Origin of the sequence: Fictibacillus sp. 5RED26 (genome assembly GCF_015903895.1) — a bacterium.
Taxonomy (GTDB): domain Bacteria; phylum Bacillota; class Bacilli; order Bacillales; family Fictibacillaceae; genus Fictibacillus; species Fictibacillus phosphorivorans.
In genome coordinates this window covers 55,815-73,637 of record NZ_JACZDU010000008.1, presented here as the reverse complement: position 1 = coordinate 73,637, position 17,823 = coordinate 55,815, and the positions used below count along the sequence as shown (strand labels likewise).

The window sequence follows — 17,823 nt, the reverse complement described above, 5'->3', positions numbered from 1 at the left end:
CATCATCCTTTTTTTATCAAAATAGGAACCACTCTCCCTTTTAGCAGTTGACCATAACAGAAACCTACTGCATACAACAAAAAGGAAAATAAAACCGCAACTAAAAATACAAATAACTGTAACGCTTTTATTCCCATCCAGAACAAGATTCCATACAACATCATCAAGATACCTAAATACGCCTTTATCCAATGTTTAAGTCCTTTGAACACAAAACACCCCCTTGCATAAATAACAACTAAAAAGCATTTTTATACAAATCAAAATCGTAATCTACTTAAAATACAATCAACAACACAAGATATTAAAACTACCCTTCTTTTCCTCTTTCGGGCTTGAATTTTGCTTTTGACCTTGATCCTTTACTTGACCTTGAACTTTTCTTTCTTGAACTTACTCCCTGGAACTTATTATTTTGAACTTACTTTTTACTCAATCCCCTATAAATCCAATACTACTCATCCCACTCAACCTTTTAAATTGTCTCCGCCTTCATGTAGTAGCAGAAGACCTCGGCTATGTTTACGTAGTATTGGCGAGGTCTTCTGCTGGGTACGAATATGAACAGGAGCCCATTATCCTTTAAATACGTGGGATGAGTCTCTCTACAAACCGCAAATAAAATATAAATTGATTAACCTTTGATTTACGTATTAACATCGGTATTATTTTTAATATTCTGAAATTAGTGCAAGTATAGTATACGTACATTTGTTTGGCAATAGATTTAAAGGTAAATCGTACCATATGCCTACATATTATTTCGGTATAAGATTTTTTTGCCATCTAACTCAATCTCATTCTTCTTTATTCCTGTAGCTAACTTATTCTCCTACAAATACATTTCAACTACTCATTACACTTTATAATCCATAATAAGATCTGTTACTAGTAAACGATAAATATACTAAAGATAAATAGAAATATAAAAGATTGAAACTCTTTGAAACAAATCCTCAAGCCTAGAACAAACATACCAGCCACAGAAGCTTATCCCCCCCCAAATTATAAAAGCATGAAAGTTTTAGATCGAGAGTAGAGAACGAATAACAAACAGAGAGTCAAAACAGGAGAATATAGATATGTATTGGCAGACTGGCTTATTTATTTTTAACTCGACCTGATCCTTGGAGGAGAGGTTTTTGAGCTAAATAGTGTCGTCATATCAGATATGTATTGTTCATCTCCAAAAGGTAGAATGTTTATGATCTGCTTTTCTTCTTTGTTAAACATGTTTACAAAAGTAAGCTGTGCTTTTTGTCCCTGTCTCTTTCGAGACACTAGTAGACTTTTAAATATTACTGATTTAGACGCCAGATATGTCACGGCACCCCTGCCGCGGCCTTTGGTCTTCTTTACAATTTTGCGAGACCGTTTGAGCACTTCTTTAAAAGTTGATTGTGCCATACCAAACGTTTCAGCTAGCCAACTCAAAGAACCCTCAACAAAAGGGTGTTCCGGGCTTGTGTTTTGTTCCAAATAGTTTAATATATCTTCTTCCCGCTCATCATAATGAGATCGAATTCTCTCTTCTCGTGGTTTTTTGAACTTATACCATCCCTCTCGTCCGATAAAAGAGGCTCGTCCATCCGTCCAGAGTTCAAGTAGACTCTCTACGTATGAACGCTTTACACCCTTGTATTTACTAGAATAAGCACTCTTTAATGTACGCTCGAATTCGTTTTTAGGTAAAGGATGATTCATGTTACTGTTAAACTGATCAAGTTCATCGTAGGCTACATCAAATGCTATTCCACTCTGGTAGTTTGCTAACGCGAGTGTTAAAAGAGCGTTATTACGGCTAGCCCCGTAATAACCCTGGTTGATATTAACCGCATGGATAAGAGACTGATACCAATCTGTATCAATCTGATTATTTGACGTTTCATTGCAGGAGTTATAGATGACACGGAACATGTTTCTTTTCTCATACTGAATAGACCACGACAACAACTCACTAGTTCTGGCAGGCTCTGTATAAAAATCGAGTACATTATCTTCTTTAGGTATTCGGTAGAATCCAAAGGGCACACAGTTTGTATCTACTGGTGCATATTGTTTAAGTGCTTTTCTGATGTTGTTTGATAAGCGTTCTGCGACTCTTAAAGACTTGTAATCTTCTTTCTTATGTATATAGAAAGGTTTATCCAAAACAAAGAACACTTGATATCCTCTCGGTGTAGAGAGTAAAAGGTTTGGACGAGGAAGCCCTAACTCTTCACAACCCATGTAAAGATTGTAGAGATCAGTTTCCTTTGTATCGATATCCATTCCAATTACATTGATTTGTTTCAGGTTCTTTCGTTCATGCCCTTTAATTACACGATTCTTAAAATCATAATATGTACCACCGCGATATGTGTTTGGTGTCCAGTGAGACAGAGTTTGATACTTCTCCAGCAGCGTTTCATAAGAAGTGATCACAAATCCTCTCCCCTTTGTCAGGTCCTCTTTTGAATGAGAAACAAAGACTACACCCTTGCGGTATGGATTATTTTCTTCACTCTTTTCAAAACGCACCACGTTGCTCAAACTGGCTCGTGTGCCCTTCTTCTTGTATGGTGTTAGACTATCATGTGTCATGAATGTCAGAATATCGCCGATCGAAACGAGGTTTCGATGATAAAGTTCTGTATGTTCTCCCATCTTTAAGCACCCTTTCAACTGTATTTTTCGTATACTTACACCGTAGGAACTCTGCTTATTGATGGATTAAAAAAACAGAATTCACCTATCTGATCTTCTTGGAAGATTTTTCTGTGTAAAGTATAACGAATACAAATTTTGAAAAAGGGGCTTCTCTAAGAGAAAATGCACCAAAAAATAAAGACCCCTAAAGCCATGCGCCTCAAGGGTTTGAAAAAAGTTTATTATTTTTTCCTGATGCAGGTTCCGCTCACTTTTTGCACCAATTGAACAGAAATGGAACACTTGGAGTACAGATAAAATCAGTACTTATTCTGGTACAAATCCTATTTTATCAAGGTTTTGAGTCTAAATAGCTTTAATTGTACTATACAGACTCCGCTTATTTAAAATAGATTTCGGTGCATATTTAATAGACAGGTTTCGCTGTTTTTCTATACTTTCTAATATTACGTATCATTCGCAGAGGTTAATACGCCTTTGAACCCCCTATTTTAGGGGATATTTTTGATAGACAAGTTTCGCTCAAAAATGAGTTGCATTTTAAAAATGGTGCATTTAATAAAGAAAAATAGTACACATGTTTCGCTCTAATCCTCAAGGAAGGCATATCATGGTGCAAAATAATACATTACTTTTACCTAGTCGCAACTAAAAAGACACTTTTAAGGTTTGTTGCTAATTATATTCCTTAGGATTGTTCGCACTACCGTTTCTGTTAATAAGATTAAATAAAGTGTAATTAATTGGTTGAAGCATAAAGAAGGTACTGAATTGAATTCAGTACCTTTTCTTGATTTAAGAACTTGCCAAATGAGTTGGCACTTGTATTATATTCCAAAGAAATTATTATGTTACAAATTTTAAACGTTTTCAAAATCATAATGAGATTTTTGGTGATATTCGATCAATAGCCAATAGCTAATAAATAAAAAATACGATTCCATAAGACGTAAAAATCGGATTTTCTTTATTTAAAGTGCACTGAACATTATACTATATGTGAAAAAATGAAATAGTTTTTTAAAAGGCATTAAATTTTATGAATGCCTTTAATGAACAAATATGTGCCAATCAATATCTTTTAACATTAATCCCTTTATTTTGTGCAAAAAAGCCAACTCCTCAGGGAAGCTGGCCTCCAATTACATCTAATTCATATGATTGTTGAGAGATGGCGCATAACTTTGAATCATCTGTGTCATATCTTTTTGAGTAAGTTGTGGTACTTGATAAAATCGGTTTATATTTTGATACAAAAAGATTTCATAGGCCATTTCGATAAAATTTGGTACACTGTCCGCAACAACTCTGCGTAAGACTGGATTAGTAATTTCGGCTGCAGACATAGCAAGCAGTGATCCTGTAGATTTGATTAAACCCAACATATGCCCTGAAACCCCTTGTTCATTCATATCATTTACCGATTGATTTGGTTTTTTGGGTTGTGAAGGTGTAAGGCCATATATAACTTCATTACTCTGATTCATTTTGTAAGGTGGAGATGAGTGTGAAGGGTCCTTACCTGTAGTAAAAGCTTCTACAGATATGTTATACACATCATCAATATACGTATATTGATGATGAAGAATAGCTTTTAATGCTGGATCTTTAATATGCTGATCCAACACTTGATATAAATCTAATACATTGATCAGGCCTGCTAAAATCTCATGAGTATCGAAAATTTCGTGTCCACCATGATTCATATTTAGCATCAAACCCTGGGATGGTTGAATATTTGAAGCGTTCAATTCATTTTGCAAGTTTTTATCCTCCCTTTTTCTGTACTTACTTATAATGTACAAATATGTTTAGAGTATGTTTTGAAATTATTTACTGAAATTTTCGAATGATAATTAAGGATTTAACATTTAAAAATATAAACCCCTCCTGGAAGGGGTTTATGCTCAATTATTTAGATCATTAAGTCCTGGACTGTGTTCATTTGGCATTTCGGGCATTTCTGGAACTGGGTATCCTGTTGGAGGATCTGTAACGTTTAACGTTCCTCCATTCCTGCTTGGTGATTCCCCATTGAAAACCTGGTTAATTAAAGTACTATCCAATCGATAATTAAATTGTGCATTATGAAAGCCCATATCCACATATTTTTTGCACTCAGGATACTTATTAATGTCATAATTGGGAACTGGAAACACCTTTGCCCAATCTACGCCTAAGGTCTCTAACGCTTTTGCGAATGCGTTTTGATGTGCGTTATCTCTTACAATTAAGAATGCCAGAGTCTCTCTAAAAGTCTTATTAGAACTCATCTCGTAAATTCTTGATTTTTGGAGTACACCAGTAGACTCTAATACGACATTGTTAAGTAAGTCAGCTACAAGATTGCCATGTGCATAAACCCAAGATCCATTCCAGGGGTTTCCACCTGCATCCACAGGCAGTGAGCCTTGGGCACCCATAATATAATGGTGTGGGTTAGCATGCATAATTGGTTCTTGTAGTGGGGCCTGACTTGGACCAGAAGCTCCTGCTTCATTCACCTCACCAGAACCATTCAACAAATGGTTGATAGTAGTTTGAACTAGTTCAACATGGCTGATTTCTTCTAGAAAAACGCCGCGAATTAAGTCTTTATACTTTTTGTCCTTTCCTCTGAAGTTAGAAGACTGGAAAAAGTATTGCATCATGGTACGCATCTCACCGAATTGACCACCTAACGTCTCTTGTAAAACTTTCGCTGCAGCCGGATCTGGTTTATCTGGCACAATAATGTTAATTAAGTCTTCTTTATAGAAATACATTTAAAATCCCCTTCTCAATCAGAAATTATATACATCGCTTATTCTAGTCAAAGTTTCAAATTAAAATACTTATTCGCTATCTAGAAATCATTTTATTAAAGTAAGAAGAAACCGTTTATTGTAAAAAATGATGTTTTTACTACTAATAAAAATGCTAAATATTTGTTTGAAAAATGTATGTATAACAAACTCCAAATTAAAGGAGAGAAAAAACTAATATTAATAAGGAGTAAATATGTATAAAGATATTTCTGTAATGTTATCGCTTTGTTCAAGTTCCTAATCCAATGGTTTTTCTACATGAAAAATACTATAATAACAACAATTTTGGTTTATTATTGTAGATATCTTCCTTGTTTTGGTAGTGCAATTTCATTAAAATATTTTACCAGCTTCATTAGTCCTTCTTCTAAATTATCCCCACTCATAGGGTTTCCATGGCCTGTTGCAGCAACAGATGGTTTTAGAGAAGCGAGCTTTATTACTGAATCTTTTGCTACTTTCCAATCTGTAGTAAAGTATTTGGGTGGGCCACTAATTTCTTGTTTTTGTATTAGAACATCAAATAATGATTCTTGTTTGACAGTTACAAATGCATCACCTGCTAATAAAGTCTTATCCGAATCTCTAAATAAAGAAATATGTCCTTTGGTGTGACCTGGTGTATGAATCCATCTCCACCCTTGTAAGCCTGGAATTGTACCGTCTGTTGGAAGTGCATGTAGTGAATTCTTTATATCAATTCCATGGTTGGGAAAGGAAGGTGATAGTGTTGATACGAGGCCTCCTCCAACGGAAGGATCAGGCTTATCATAATCCTCACTACCGTTTAGATAAGGCATTTCAAGTGTATGAGCATATACAGGAATATGCCACTTCTCTAGTAAAGCTGAAATTGCCCCAACATGATCGAAATGTCCGTGCGTTAAGATTATGGCAAAAGGAGGACCGTCGAACCATTTATTTGCGAACTGTAAAATAACTTTATCGGACTTTGGCATTCCTGTATCAATAAGTACATACTGATCAGGCTTATTTTGACATCTAACAAAATAGACATTCGCAATTTGGGTTGTTAATCCATATACATCAGCTGTGATTTGTTCTCCGATGCCATCAGCTATACTTGACATCGGAAAATAATTAAATTCTGATTGTTTATCTGAATCGTAAACCATTCCAAACACCTCCTTCAAAATGTAGAACGCATAAAATCATCAATATGCGATTAAAAAGAGCATTTTTAATGCTCTTTTTAAAATTTAATCCATAGTTAGTAACTAAATGATTTGTAATAGTATGGTAAATAGTTACGATTGTTATTATAAACAATTGTACTATTAGATATTAACAAGTACTTTAATAAACCCCTTTAAGGCTTTAATATGACTTTTATACAATCATCTTGTTTTTTATTAAAAATGTCATATCCGTGAGCAGCGTCTTCTAATGACATCTTATGTGTAATGATCTCTGTGGGATCAATCTTTCCTGTTACTATTTGATCATATAGCGTTTCCATATAACCGCGAGCAGGGGCTTGTCCCATTTTTAATGTAATGTTTCTTGAAAAGAAAGGACCTAGTGGAAACATGTTATAAAGGCCACCATAAACACCCGTAAGTTGCACTGTTCCACATTTTCGAACAGCCTTTGTAGCTATTTGAATGGGACCAAGAGTTCCACCTTGAAGTTTTAATTTTTGCTCCACAAACTCAAGCGGAGATTTCTTGCCATCCATGCCCACGCAGTCGATTACTACATCTGCTCCGCCTTTTGTCAGCTCTTTGAGCGTTTCTCCCATGTCATCATATTTGGTAAAATCGAATATTTCCGATTGATTCATCTTTTTCGAATGATTCAATCGATAATCAAAATAATCTACAGCTATAACTCTTTTTGCTCCTTTTTGCCATGCGAATTTTTGGGCCATCAGACCGACTGGGCCACAGCCTAAAACGATAACAGTGTCTCCTTTTTTGACACCTGCGTGTTCAACACTCCAATATGCTGTAGGAAGCACATCGGAGAGAAACAATAGTTTCTCATCTTCCAACTCACAGCTCTCGGGCACTAAAAACGGAGTATAGTTGCCAAAAGGGACTCTCAAGTATTCTGCTTGTCCTCCTGGATGATCTCCGAATTTTTCGGAATATCCGAACAATCCGCCCGAATCATAATGTGGATTAGAATTATCACATTGACTTTCAAGATGTTGGTTACAATATTGACATGTACCGCAAGCCACGGTGAAAGGAATAATTACACGATCTCCTTTTTTAACTTTTGTGACGAGCGACCCTACTTCTTCTACGATACCCATTGGTTCGTGTCCAATTACATATCCAATAGGCAGTGGTAAGTTCCCTTGATATAAATGAAGATCGGAGCCACAGATTGCAGTCGACGTAATTTTCACAATAACATCTTCTGGGTGTAGGATTTTCGGAAATTCAACTTCTTTAACACTGATCGTATTCTTACCTTGGTATGTTACAGCTTTCATTATTATCCATTCCTTCAAGATTTAGATTTTATTCTTTATTAGAGTGTCATCAAAGGAATGAAAAAATATTCTGTTACAAGCAAATTCAATTAATTACTAAACAAAAAAATACGGAACCGGCTCACTTATTCTAAGCTGATTCTTTTAAAAGTATTTGTAAATAAGCTTGTGAGAAGGGAATTACTTATGGATGGATTAAGGAAACAAAAATAATCAGTTCAATTATTACATTGTTGTTATTTAGAAAGTCCTAAGATCTTTAAATACAAACGGTAACGAAATCTTATAAAAAGTAGGAGTAATTCTGATAGGGAAATTAAGAGCGTGGATTAACAATATGCATGGCGAGAATTTGCATAAGTAAGAAACATATTTCTATATGTCCAATCATATTAAACAAGCCCTACATAGAATATTAAATAGAGATGTAAATAATCTCTTGTGAATAAACATTAGGGGTGTTTTTATGAGAAGTTTTTTAAGTCTTTTAAATGGTTTATTAGCTGATAAGAAAGCACGTAAAAGTAAAAAGAATAAAAAAAGAATAGGCTAAATCTTAAACAAAGTCTAATTTCCATTTGGTAATTAGACTTATACATAGTTTATATGTGCATTAGCATTCAACTCTCATTAAAGTGTTGATTGAGAATTTTCTGGTTCTGTACTCTTGGTCATGAGAGCAACATGCTCTTCGTGTGGCTCTTGCTAATTAATAGTATACATACCTAGCTAATGAGAAAGATAATCTAAAAGCGAAAGTGGGCTTCTTCATGATTTTAGTTACAGGTTTCACGGGAAAAGTTGGCTTTGAGGTAGCAAAAAAATTAAAAGCATCCGATCTGCCAATGATTTGCGGTGTGCGTAATGTAAGCAAGGAAAAAGATACATATGGAGACGCATATCATTATGTCCATTTAGACTTGTCACAACCAATGACCTTTTCAGACGCCCTAAGTGGGATAAAGCAAATATTTTTAATATATCCACCCGGTGATAAAATTGAATTTGAAGAATTCTTAAATTGTGCTAGAAAAAAAGGAATAAGACATATTGTCTACCTATCAGTTAAAGATGTACAATTCCTCCCTTTCATTCATCATTATAAAAATGAAAAGTTAATTCGCAAAAGTGGTATATCCTATACCTTTATACGTGCTGGTTATTTTATGCAAAACCTAAATGACTTTTTAAGTATTGAGATTAAAGATCGAAAAAGAATTTTTATACCTGCAGGTAAAGGGAAAACGAGCTTCGTTGATACGAGAGATCTTGCGGATGTCGCATTAACTGTTTTTAAAAATCCTGACAATCATGTAAATAAAAAATATGTTATCACAGGTGACAATGCTCTTGATTTCTTTGAGGTGGCTGAACAAATGAGCCATATTTTACATACAAAAATCATTTATACGAATCCTTCTGTTAAAGAATTCAAGGAATTCATGTTGCAACGTGGGGAGAGTAATGACTATATAAATGTAATAGTAGGAATACACTTTCCAACGAAATTAGGACTTGCTAAAGGAATCACTCACGATTATGAAGAAATAACGCAAAAAAAACCCACCAAGATGAAGACTTATATTGAAGATTATTGGAATAGGGATAATTAATTTAGTCTAAAATTCAGACATTAATTAACCAACAAACGAGCAAAATTAAATGATGACTCAATAAAGCTCGAATCATCCCTTTCCTGGTCTTTCTCAAAAATTCTTCTACCCTTTGACCCTTTGACTAAGAACACTCACTGACAAGACTATCTCACAATTTATTTCACAGTATAGACCAGTAAAAATCTAATAAATTATTTACCTACCCTATGATATATGGGATACTTTTTTAATTTACTAATTCTTGATTAGTATTTTTTACGATAAGTCGCTCAAAAATGTTACCTCGAATTAAAACGACTCATAAAGGTTTTGTTTCACCTTCATGAGCCGTCGTTTTTATTTATCTTATTTAATCATTTCGTTTTGGTTTATTGTTTATACCAAATTCATCACTTGGTGTGTTTAAATGATCGAACTGGCGATCTTTTGCAATTGTATGCGGTTTATTAATATCTACGTCTATAAGATTGCTTTCCGGTTTAGAAGAATCTGTACGGAAATCTTTTAAACTCGTCTTGTCTTTCCATTCTGCTGGGTCTGGACTTTGAATCGTCGTCTCTTCCATCTTACGGCCCCATTTATTCAGCGTACGGCCAGCCGCTTCACGACCACCTAATCCGAATGCTAGACCAAACGCAATCGTAAAACCACCTAAAATGAGGATGAATGCAGCATTTACGATTGTTTTCGCTACTCCAAGCTGATCAAGAGCCATAAAGAATGCTAGAGTGATTATCGTATACTTTGCAATATTGCCAAGAAGTTTTCCTTCTGTTTGTTGTTTGATCATACTTTGAACAACACGTTTCACAAGGTCTCCAGCATAAAAACCGATTCCTAGTATCAACACAGCTGTCAACACCATCGGGATATACGCAATTACAACTGATAGTATGTTTACTAAGCTCTCTAGCTTAACGAGCTGAAGTGCTTCAATCGTAAACAGCAGCACAACAACGACTTGAGCCGCATATCCAATCATTTCCGAGATCGTGAACGTCTGATTTGTTTTATGAAGTGAACCAAGGCCCATCTTATAGAAGATGCCATTGAATCCAACTCGTTCTAATAATGAGGTAACTGCTTGTTTCACCCATTTGCCAAGCCATAATCCAACAGCTACTAAAAGGATGGCAACAATGATATTTGGAATCATGTCCATGATCTGACCTAACATTCCAATGGCAGGACCTGAAATCCCATTAATATCAAGCGTTTCTAAAGCTGAAATAACAACTGGAATTAAGATAAATACATAAACGATTGTTCCAATGATCTGAGAAAGAGATGTCTTTTCCAGTGCACGTTCGGCACCAAGTTTTGAAGCTAATCGGTCTGTACCAATACTTTCTAAGAAGTTAACAATAATTTCTTTAACGATCTTAGCAACTAACCACCCTACAAAAAGAATGATTGCTGCTCCTAGAAGTTTAGGTAAAAATGCGAAGAGACCTGTCAGCATACCCTCTAATGGTTCAGAAATGGCTTCAATTCCCAAAGCAGATAACACAGCTGGCAGGAACAATAACAATGTAAGGTAGAATACTGCTTTTGATGCAGAGAGTACAGCTTTGTCAGATTGACGAGGATCACGAGTCAGTTTCCAACGGTGTAGTAACCTCTCAAATCTTGTGTTCTGACCTAACTTTTTAACTAGGATTGATAAACCAGAGGCTATCAACCAAGCCACTGCCGCGATTAGGGCTGCTTTAAGTAGGTTAGGAATCGCTGCCGCAATCACACCTAAAGCATTTGAGATCGGTTGTGCCACGTACGGAAGACTGAGCATGTTCAAAAACATAACAATGGCTACTGCCATCAGAATCCAAAATACAACCTTACTAATTACTTCTTCAGAAGAATACTTGCTTGTACGGGTTTGTTCTATTTGGTCTTCATGGATATCAGGTTTCATCCACCTCGCGACTTTGTTATCAAAGTTTGTTTTGTGTAATGCTTTTTTTACTGCTTTTGCAACCAATGAGGCGATTAGCCAACCAATTAATAAAACTAAAATAGCAAGAAGCAAATCTGGCAATCTACCTAAATAAGCCATCCAAGAATCTGTAACTCCATTGTAATCGTACATGTTTGTCCTCCTTTAATTATTTCTTTATTAATGCACTAATTCCCATACCGTAACTTGTTTAAACTATAAGCTTTAAATGGAAACATCACGAAGTTAGACCATTACTTATGTAAGCAAAGAGAAATAATTCAGATCGACTCATTCAATAATAGGTGATTCTTAGAAAAGTGGCATTTATACATAGCCCACATTGCCAATCCTTTCATCCCTAAAACTTTAATTGAATTTACGGGAAAATAAAAAACGACCCCTAAGGAGAGAGACCGTTTCATTACATGTATCTAATCGAAAGTGGCAATTATTCTTGAGTATTATGGTAACGCTTCGTACGGACGTTTGCCACCTAAACAAAGTAAGCCGCAAATGCAACTACAATTGAAAACTACTGTCCTATATTGTCCTCTGTATTCTTCAAAACTAAACACCGCACAACCTGTTCTACGGTCAAATTTAACAAAAGTAAATTCTGTAGGTTCTTTTCCGAATATTGCTAAAGGTCGAGAAGCACCTTTTAACACAATAAACACTCTATGCTGACTACCCATTGAACACAAGTCATGAATATTATTAGCCCAATTATCTAATAACTTACAAATACATGATTCTACTCTTCTTTTACTTTTATAATGAATGTCAGAATCATTTGTAAACAAGCTGCTCATTCTAATCCTCCCTTCATGGAGATGTTGTTATGAATTTGTCCTTGAACAGCCTGTAAATCAACAGATAGAAGATCACGTATTTTACGTGCCACTCGAAGTTCTGCATAAACTCCTTGTGGGATGTTTGGTTCAGCGTATCTTCCATCTTTGACTAACTGTGCTATTACTCTTGCATCCTTAACGTCATTCTTTGTTGGTGAATTATCATCTAATTCTTTAGTTTTCTTAACATGCATAGGGTTAACAACTACAAATTTGATTTTCTCCTCTTTAAGAAAATGAGCGAGGTTAAGCCAGTAGTGTCCTGTCGGTTCCATTCCTACAATGGCTTTATCCAAATTGTGTTGACTTATTAATTGCTCAATCCAAGCTAAAAAAACAATAAAACTATCTTTTGTATTCTCAAAATATAACGGTGCACCAAACTCCATTCCTCTAAAGTCTTGAGCACGAGCGACATGCTTAGATTTTGCTATGTCTACCCCTATTATCAGTGTTTGAGAAGTGATTTGAGCAATCTTATTATTTTGGTTATAATTCATTTTGTAGGCCTCCTGGTAGATAATTTGTCCCTTTCGCTGGCCAGCTTTAGGACATCTTTATCTTATCAGGAGGTTATTTTAATTCTCAAACCTCATTTTTCTTCATTACAGGAATGCTGCTCGTTTGTTGAATAAGAAAGATCATTACTTTATCAGATAATTTTTAAAAATCTTATGCGGTTGAAGCTCTACTTTTTCATCAGGTACATAACATTCTCTATCATGATATGGCATTTCTAACTCTTCCCATTTAAAATCATCTTCAACGCATTTTATAAATAAATCATATCCTTCACCATCAGAAGGCATTAAGCCTAATCGTGTTTCTTCATACTTTAATGCAACATCAATCGCTTCTTTAAGTTCCAATAAAGCTGTTCGATTGGCAATAACATAGGCGTTGCTATGCCACATTTGTTGACCGAAAATATGGCTTAATGGCGTAGGCTCATCCTCCTCATAAAAACTATTGTTATATACATGAGTTAACTGTCCAAATACCTCTTCAGGACGATCTAAATCTAAATAAACGTCCATTCCACTTTCCCAGTACCTTTGTCCGCCGCCCCAAAACTGTGAAATAAAGTCATCATATAATTCATTATTCTCCACAAACAAGTATCTTTCCAACTCATCTTCTATATTCTCAAAATAATAATTATGGAGTAGTTTATCATCCCTTTTATAAATAAGTTGATATAGATTATTTACTACTTTTTCACTTTTCAATAACTCAAATTTATATTTCTTTGCCTTTTTAGGCTTTAATACTCCATTTACAAACGGTGTCTCTGGAATATAAATAGCTCTAAATAACTTTACATTAGCCATTTTTTAATCACCTCTAAATTCTGCTTATGCCTTCACTTTATTAGGAGCGATTGCAGATATTAAAATCAGCATTGTTATTAAATATTACTTTTTCTAAGAATGTGTTTCCAATTTGGTGGTAATTCATATGTCTCCAAATGATTGAATTGAATTAGTTTTGTTTGTTGACCAACTCCTTCACCTGACACAATTTTAAACGTAAGTCTATCTTTTCCAACAGAAATGTGCGGACCTACAACTGGTGTAACCTCAAGAGTTACTAAAAATAGAAATGATCTTCCTTCAAACATCCTTTTTGCACTAATTATATCTACATCATACGGATATACCATAGGAGTTATATTGATGATTTTTGAGTAATATTTATTGATTGGTTGATCGATGTATGGTGAAAGCAGCGTAATAAATAGATCTTGATAAAGTTCCTCTCTAGAACCTTCAGGAGGCTTGGGAACAGCTTCTGCAAGTGTATACATATTTATGTTTATTGCAATGGATAGAGGTAAAAATAAAATTAAAATTCTTCTCATTAATGTATTCTGCTCCTTTTAGAATCTTGATGTTATCTCCATTTGCGATCTGTAAATTCATTGATTCTAATAAAAAGTTGATGCGGGACAACCGTTGGGAAACAAAAATTGAGCACAACCTGTACTAATCACGTTTGACGGAAAGAACAGTAAATACATCAAAAAGCACGCTACTGGCGTGCTTTTTATAACCATTATGCTTATTTTTTAATGAGAACTAGATGAGATTAGTTTTTCAATTTCAGCATCATAAACGGCTGTTTTCATTTTAGTACCATCTTCAGAAACTGTTATAAATACATAGACCTGCCTAGTTGGGGAATAGCCGTCTCCATGTGATCTTGTTTTTCCGTATTTATCAGCTCTTGACATTACATTATTGATATCTTTATAATACGTTTTCTCACGGATGTTAAGTTTTGCGTTTTTAAATTCAGCATATTGCTTTTTATCAAGCGATTCATAAAATGTATTAACATCCGCAAATTTGATCTCTGAGTTATCAGGATATTTGCTCCATGGTACAGAAAGACCAATATTAACATCGTGCTTATAATCTAATAATTCAAAGGAAACGTCTCTTAAATTTTTCTGAAAATTTTTATCATTATTATAATGGTTAGAAAACTTTAAGGTCAGATTATCGTATTTCTTTTGTGATTTTTCTCCTACTGCGATTATTGCTTTCAACTCAAACCATGATTTAGGTTCTTTAATCTTAGCAACATGTTTGACCTCGTACACCTTAACAAATCTCCACGGCTTTCTCATACCATACTCTTTCTGAACTATTTCTTCTACTTTGGGTTCAATAAAACTTAATAGCAATTGTTCAGATGTAGTGAAGAGAATCATTTCTTCTTTATTGACTTTCCTTACTTCTGCATTAGATTTAGGACTATTTAAAGAAGCAGAGATTAGCACCATAGCTAAAATCATTACCGCTTTTTTCATTAAAATCACCTCAAGATTAGAATTTGTAGATTTTGTAAATGTATGTATCCTCAAGATTAATTCAAAAAAAATAATAATTAAGAAGCACCCCAGATGGAGTGCTTTAAAACAATTATTTAATTTTAAAGGTACTTTCGATGAACCGATGAACCGTCTTTCCATAAAACGTGAACAGCACAGGCTTCTGCTCAATCCTCGTCTCCATATGAACAGGACGTCCCCAGAGGTGATGTGGATGCGGCAATACTTTTTCTAGATACTTCACATCAAGCTCCATGTCTTCATAGCTGTGGACGAGGTAGAGTTCTCCGTTCTTCATGTAATCGGCGTCATTTACTGTGATAAACGGAAAGCCTCCGTTTACTCGCATACTCACAAATTGATCACATACTTCTTCTCACTGCTTGTCGACTACCTTGTATTCTTTGCCCTGCTTTTGGAATAGATACATATCTTCCCGCTGAGCGAGATCTTTGGTTAGGTAATTTCGGATAATAACTTTTTTTAAAAATTTTTACGTTCTTCAATATCCTTAGGGTGGTCAATTATGTTTGGTAACGCCCATAATGCAATTTCTAAGAAGGTTTAATTGTCATCATTGTATAAGTTATACTTCTTTGCCCAATTAGTTAAGGTCTCTCTTAGTTCGATTGCATCCTTATTTATTAGATTGGCTTGTTCAAATTTTAACCATTCATCCAGAATACTCCCATCGATGATTTTCTCAACTGTTGCATATAATGCAGTCATTTTTTCTAAATCTATTATTAGAGAGGGTTCAATTTTCTCTGAAAGTTCTAGAAAATAGGATATTGTCTGGTATTGATAATAACTTGAAAAAACAGGTATATTTTTTCCTTTAAATTTAGTTGGATGATAAAAGATTTTCTCCAAATAACCACCTCATTTGTTTTATTTAGGTTCATTCTCTCACCCTTAATTCTAGAAAAAAAGGAAATAACAAACTTTTTTTAAATTCTTAACTAGACTAAATACTTTAACTTTAAAATCAGAAAAAAAAACGCTTGGTGACAAAGCGTTTTCATTTTAGGTTTTATCACGGATTTTTATCTTTCAAAAGTATCTTCCCTTTTAATCGAATATAAATAGTATTGAATGATCAATTTCTTCCAATTCTTTTTCTTCATCAATCTCGACTTGACTTGCCGAAAATCTTACTTCTTTGATTCGTATTGATTCAAGTATATAATCAGCCAGTTTATCTTTATTGTTGTTCCCTGGATTATTATACTTTCTATTAAGTGCTGCAACAAATAGATCGGCAAACTGTAAAAATATATGTTCATGTGATGGCATAGAGATTAGTTGATCCATTTTCAAATCATCTTCATAATGAATTTTAAAATTGTCTTCTAAACTTTGTTTTACTGTCTCAAGAATTAAGGCGCTTTCCCCTTCTTCTTCGTCTTTTGTTAAATTAATCTTTTTTGGTAGTTGAATTCTATTGGAACTAATCTCATGGTTAACGCCTAATCTAATAAACTGATAAAAAAGTTTTGTTATCAAATCAGATATAGGGATCCTATTAATTTTACTCTTATTAACAGCTACAGCCTTGAAACTAATCATTTCACCATTGCGAAGTATAAGATTAAAGAATTCTTTATAAAGTTCTAATTCTTTATTATTCCTGTTATTTAAATTCTTAAAATGAAACTCTTCAGGTAATTTCACACCTTGAGCTTCTTTTCTGCTGGACCATTGAAGAAAATCTCTCTGAACTCTTGCGGATAATTGTTCATTCAACAACCAAACTCCTGCAACGATAACAAATGTTTCAGTTTTACCTGTTTCATCTGCAAAAACATTAATTGTTCCATAAGAAGGCTTATCTAATAATTGCGCTTCCTTTTCATCTTCTTCTAAAGTTCTTCTTCGACGTCTTACCTCGGTGTCTGCTAAGAATAATTTATATTCGTTTTGTATTTTTGCACGAGCTCTTGAGATAGATGTTAAGCGTTCCAGAGTATATAATCTTGTTAAATCTACAAAATTTGAAGTTAAATTATTATAAATTTGCCAGTATTTTATTTGGAGGGTAATATCCGAGTTTCTCGTTTCGGGGTACCTGTTTAATATACTAGCTACCCTAGTGGTTAAATGTTTAACATCTCCCATTTGAACAGCTTTCCATAAGGCATCTGCTTTCTTTTTTCTCTCGGCTTCTTTTTCGTTCTCTTCAGAAACTTCAACCTCTTCATCATCTAACACTTCATTTTCAATCTGGTCTAGAACTTCCAAATCTTCTTCTAACATTTTACTCCACCTCTAAAGAAGGAGTTTCTCTTTTTTTACAAAAAACCCTTCAATTAACAACGTAAAATATGACAATTTATTTAAAGTTTAATTAAGTCTATGGTTAACAATAATTAAATAGTTACTATTCCACAATCTAGCCCTTATGTTGAATAAAAATTATTTACTACTAAGTGACTAGTTCAAAGAAATCGATTTTTTGTCGTTGTGACATTGAAGCTTGTATTGGTGCATTAATAGTAAACAGGTTTCGCTCAAAAATACAATAATGGTGCATTTTATTGCTTGAACTATGGTATTTGGTGCATTTTTCATCTATAAGTGGTGCAAATGTTGTTATAATAAAAAATAGATGGTGCCTTAATACGCGGATAGTAATTATCTAAGAAAACACAGAGAGGG

Annotated in this window: 14 protein-coding genes and 2 pseudogenes; 1 reads left to right on the top strand and 15 read right to left on the bottom strand. The window is 34.3% G+C overall.

The genetic code is table 11. The features are described from left to right. Positions 1-2: 2 nt before the first annotated feature. From IHV10_RS19880 to IHV10_RS19855, 6 genes are all read right to left on the bottom strand, one after another. On the bottom strand, positions 3-212 hold the full coding sequence (locus tag IHV10_RS19880; protein WP_197133629.1) for a hypothetical protein: 210 nt from the start codon (positions 210-212) through the stop codon (positions 3-5). 898 nt (positions 213-1,110) lie between these two features. Next, positions 1,111-2,646, bottom strand: coding sequence for a primase C-terminal domain-containing protein (locus IHV10_RS19875; RefSeq protein WP_197133626.1), 1,536 nt, complete (start codon positions 2,644-2,646; stop codon positions 1,111-1,113). A 1,151-nt stretch (positions 2,647-3,797) separates the two neighbouring features. Beyond that, on the bottom strand, positions 3,798-4,412 hold the full coding sequence (locus IHV10_RS19870) for a spore coat protein (protein ID WP_370629680.1): 615 nt from the start codon (positions 4,410-4,412) through the stop codon (positions 3,798-3,800). Between the two features lie 144 nt (positions 4,413-4,556). After that, positions 4,557-5,414: a manganese catalase family protein gene (locus tag IHV10_RS19865; protein WP_197133622.1), complete on the bottom strand. Its 858-nt coding sequence runs from the start codon at positions 5,412-5,414 to the stop codon at positions 4,557-4,559. Between the two features lie 335 nt (positions 5,415-5,749). Beyond that, complete coding sequence (locus IHV10_RS19860) at positions 5,750-6,592, bottom strand: MBL fold metallo-hydrolase (protein WP_197133619.1); 843 nt, start codon at positions 6,590-6,592, stop codon at positions 5,750-5,752. Positions 6,593-6,786: 194 nt separating this feature from the next. Next, positions 6,787-7,920, bottom strand: a complete 1,134-nt coding sequence (locus IHV10_RS19855; protein ID WP_197133616.1) for a zinc-dependent alcohol dehydrogenase — start codon at positions 7,918-7,920, stop codon at positions 6,787-6,789. Positions 7,921-8,690: 770 nt separating this feature from the next. On the opposite strand from IHV10_RS19855, the gene IHV10_RS19850 reads away from it, so the two are divergent. Continuing rightward, positions 8,691-9,533 (top strand): SDR family oxidoreductase, encoded by an 843-nt coding sequence (locus tag IHV10_RS19850; protein ID WP_197133614.1) that lies wholly within the window; start codon positions 8,691-8,693, stop codon positions 9,531-9,533. A 352-nt stretch (positions 9,534-9,885) separates the two neighbouring features. Here IHV10_RS19850 and IHV10_RS19845 read toward each other — a convergent pair whose 3' ends face one another. The 9 genes and pseudogenes from IHV10_RS19845 to IHV10_RS19805 form a co-directional block, all read right to left on the bottom strand. Next, complete coding sequence (locus IHV10_RS19845) at positions 9,886-11,625, bottom strand: mechanosensitive ion channel (RefSeq protein ID WP_197133611.1); 1,740 nt, start codon at positions 11,623-11,625, stop codon at positions 9,886-9,888. 311 nt (positions 11,626-11,936) lie between these two features. Then, positions 11,937-12,287, bottom strand: coding sequence for a hypothetical protein (locus IHV10_RS19840; protein ID WP_197133606.1), 351 nt, complete (start codon positions 12,285-12,287; stop codon positions 11,937-11,939). Positions 12,288-12,313: 26 nt separating this feature from the next. Further along, positions 12,314-12,829 (bottom strand): annotated as a pseudogene (locus IHV10_RS19835) (IS110 family transposase); the annotation flags it as partial. A 144-nt stretch (positions 12,830-12,973) separates the two neighbouring features. Then, a complete protein-coding gene (locus tag IHV10_RS19830) occupies positions 12,974-13,660 on the bottom strand; it encodes a hypothetical protein (RefSeq protein WP_197133603.1) in 687 nt (228 codons plus the stop codon). A 77-nt stretch (positions 13,661-13,737) separates the two neighbouring features. Further along, positions 13,738-14,190, bottom strand: a complete 453-nt coding sequence (locus tag IHV10_RS19825) for a DUF3888 domain-containing protein (protein ID WP_197133601.1) — start codon at positions 14,188-14,190, stop codon at positions 13,738-13,740. Positions 14,191-14,397: 207 nt separating this feature from the next. Beyond that, entirely contained in the window at positions 14,398-15,144 is a 747-nt protein-coding gene (locus tag IHV10_RS19820) for a hypothetical protein (protein ID WP_197133599.1), read from the bottom strand. Between the two features lie 112 nt (positions 15,145-15,256). Further along, positions 15,257-15,637: pseudogene (locus IHV10_RS19815) on the bottom strand (stage V sporulation protein R); the annotation flags it as partial. 92 nt (positions 15,638-15,729) lie between these two features. Continuing rightward, on the bottom strand, positions 15,730-16,038 hold the full coding sequence (locus IHV10_RS19810; protein WP_197133596.1) for a hypothetical protein: 309 nt from the start codon (positions 16,036-16,038) through the stop codon (positions 15,730-15,732). Positions 16,039-16,236: 198 nt separating this feature from the next. After that, complete coding sequence (locus IHV10_RS19805) at positions 16,237-17,421, bottom strand: DUF3800 domain-containing protein (protein WP_197133594.1); 1,185 nt, start codon at positions 17,419-17,421, stop codon at positions 16,237-16,239. Between the last annotated feature and the right edge of the window lie 402 nt (positions 17,422-17,823).

Bases quoted from the DNA above. Each gene is read 5' to 3' on its own strand.
- IHV10_RS19820 (WP_197133599.1), bottom strand. From the start codon at position 15,144: ATGAAAAAAGCGGTAATGATTTTAGCTATGGTGCTAATCTCTGCTTCT.
- IHV10_RS19865 (WP_197133622.1), bottom strand. From the start codon at position 5,414: ATGTATTTCTATAAAGAAGACTTAATTAACATTATTGTGCCAGATAAA.
- IHV10_RS19830 (WP_197133603.1), bottom strand. From the start codon at position 13,660: ATGGCTAATGTAAAGTTATTTAGAGCTATTTATATTCCAGAGACACCG.
- IHV10_RS19805 (WP_197133594.1), bottom strand. From the start codon at position 17,421: ATGTTAGAAGAAGATTTGGAAGTTCTAGACCAGATTGAAAATGAAGTG.
- IHV10_RS19840 (WP_197133606.1), bottom strand. From the start codon at position 12,287: ATGAGCAGCTTGTTTACAAATGATTCTGACATTCATTATAAAAGTAAA.
- IHV10_RS19860 (WP_197133619.1), bottom strand. From the start codon at position 6,592: ATGGTTTACGATTCAGATAAACAATCAGAATTTAATTATTTTCCGATG.
- IHV10_RS19855 (WP_197133616.1), bottom strand. From the start codon at position 7,920: ATGAAAGCTGTAACATACCAAGGTAAGAATACGATCAGTGTTAAAGAA.
- IHV10_RS19825 (WP_197133601.1), bottom strand. From the start codon at position 14,190: ATGAGAAGAATTTTAATTTTATTTTTACCTCTATCCATTGCAATAAAC.
- IHV10_RS19845 (WP_197133611.1), bottom strand. From the start codon at position 11,625: ATGTACGATTACAATGGAGTTACAGATTCTTGGATGGCTTATTTAGGT.
- IHV10_RS19875 (WP_197133626.1), bottom strand. From the start codon at position 2,646: ATGGGAGAACATACAGAACTTTATCATCGAAACCTCGTTTCGATCGGC.
- IHV10_RS19850 (WP_197133614.1), top strand. From the start codon at position 8,691: ATGATTTTAGTTACAGGTTTCACGGGAAAAGTTGGCTTTGAGGTAGCA.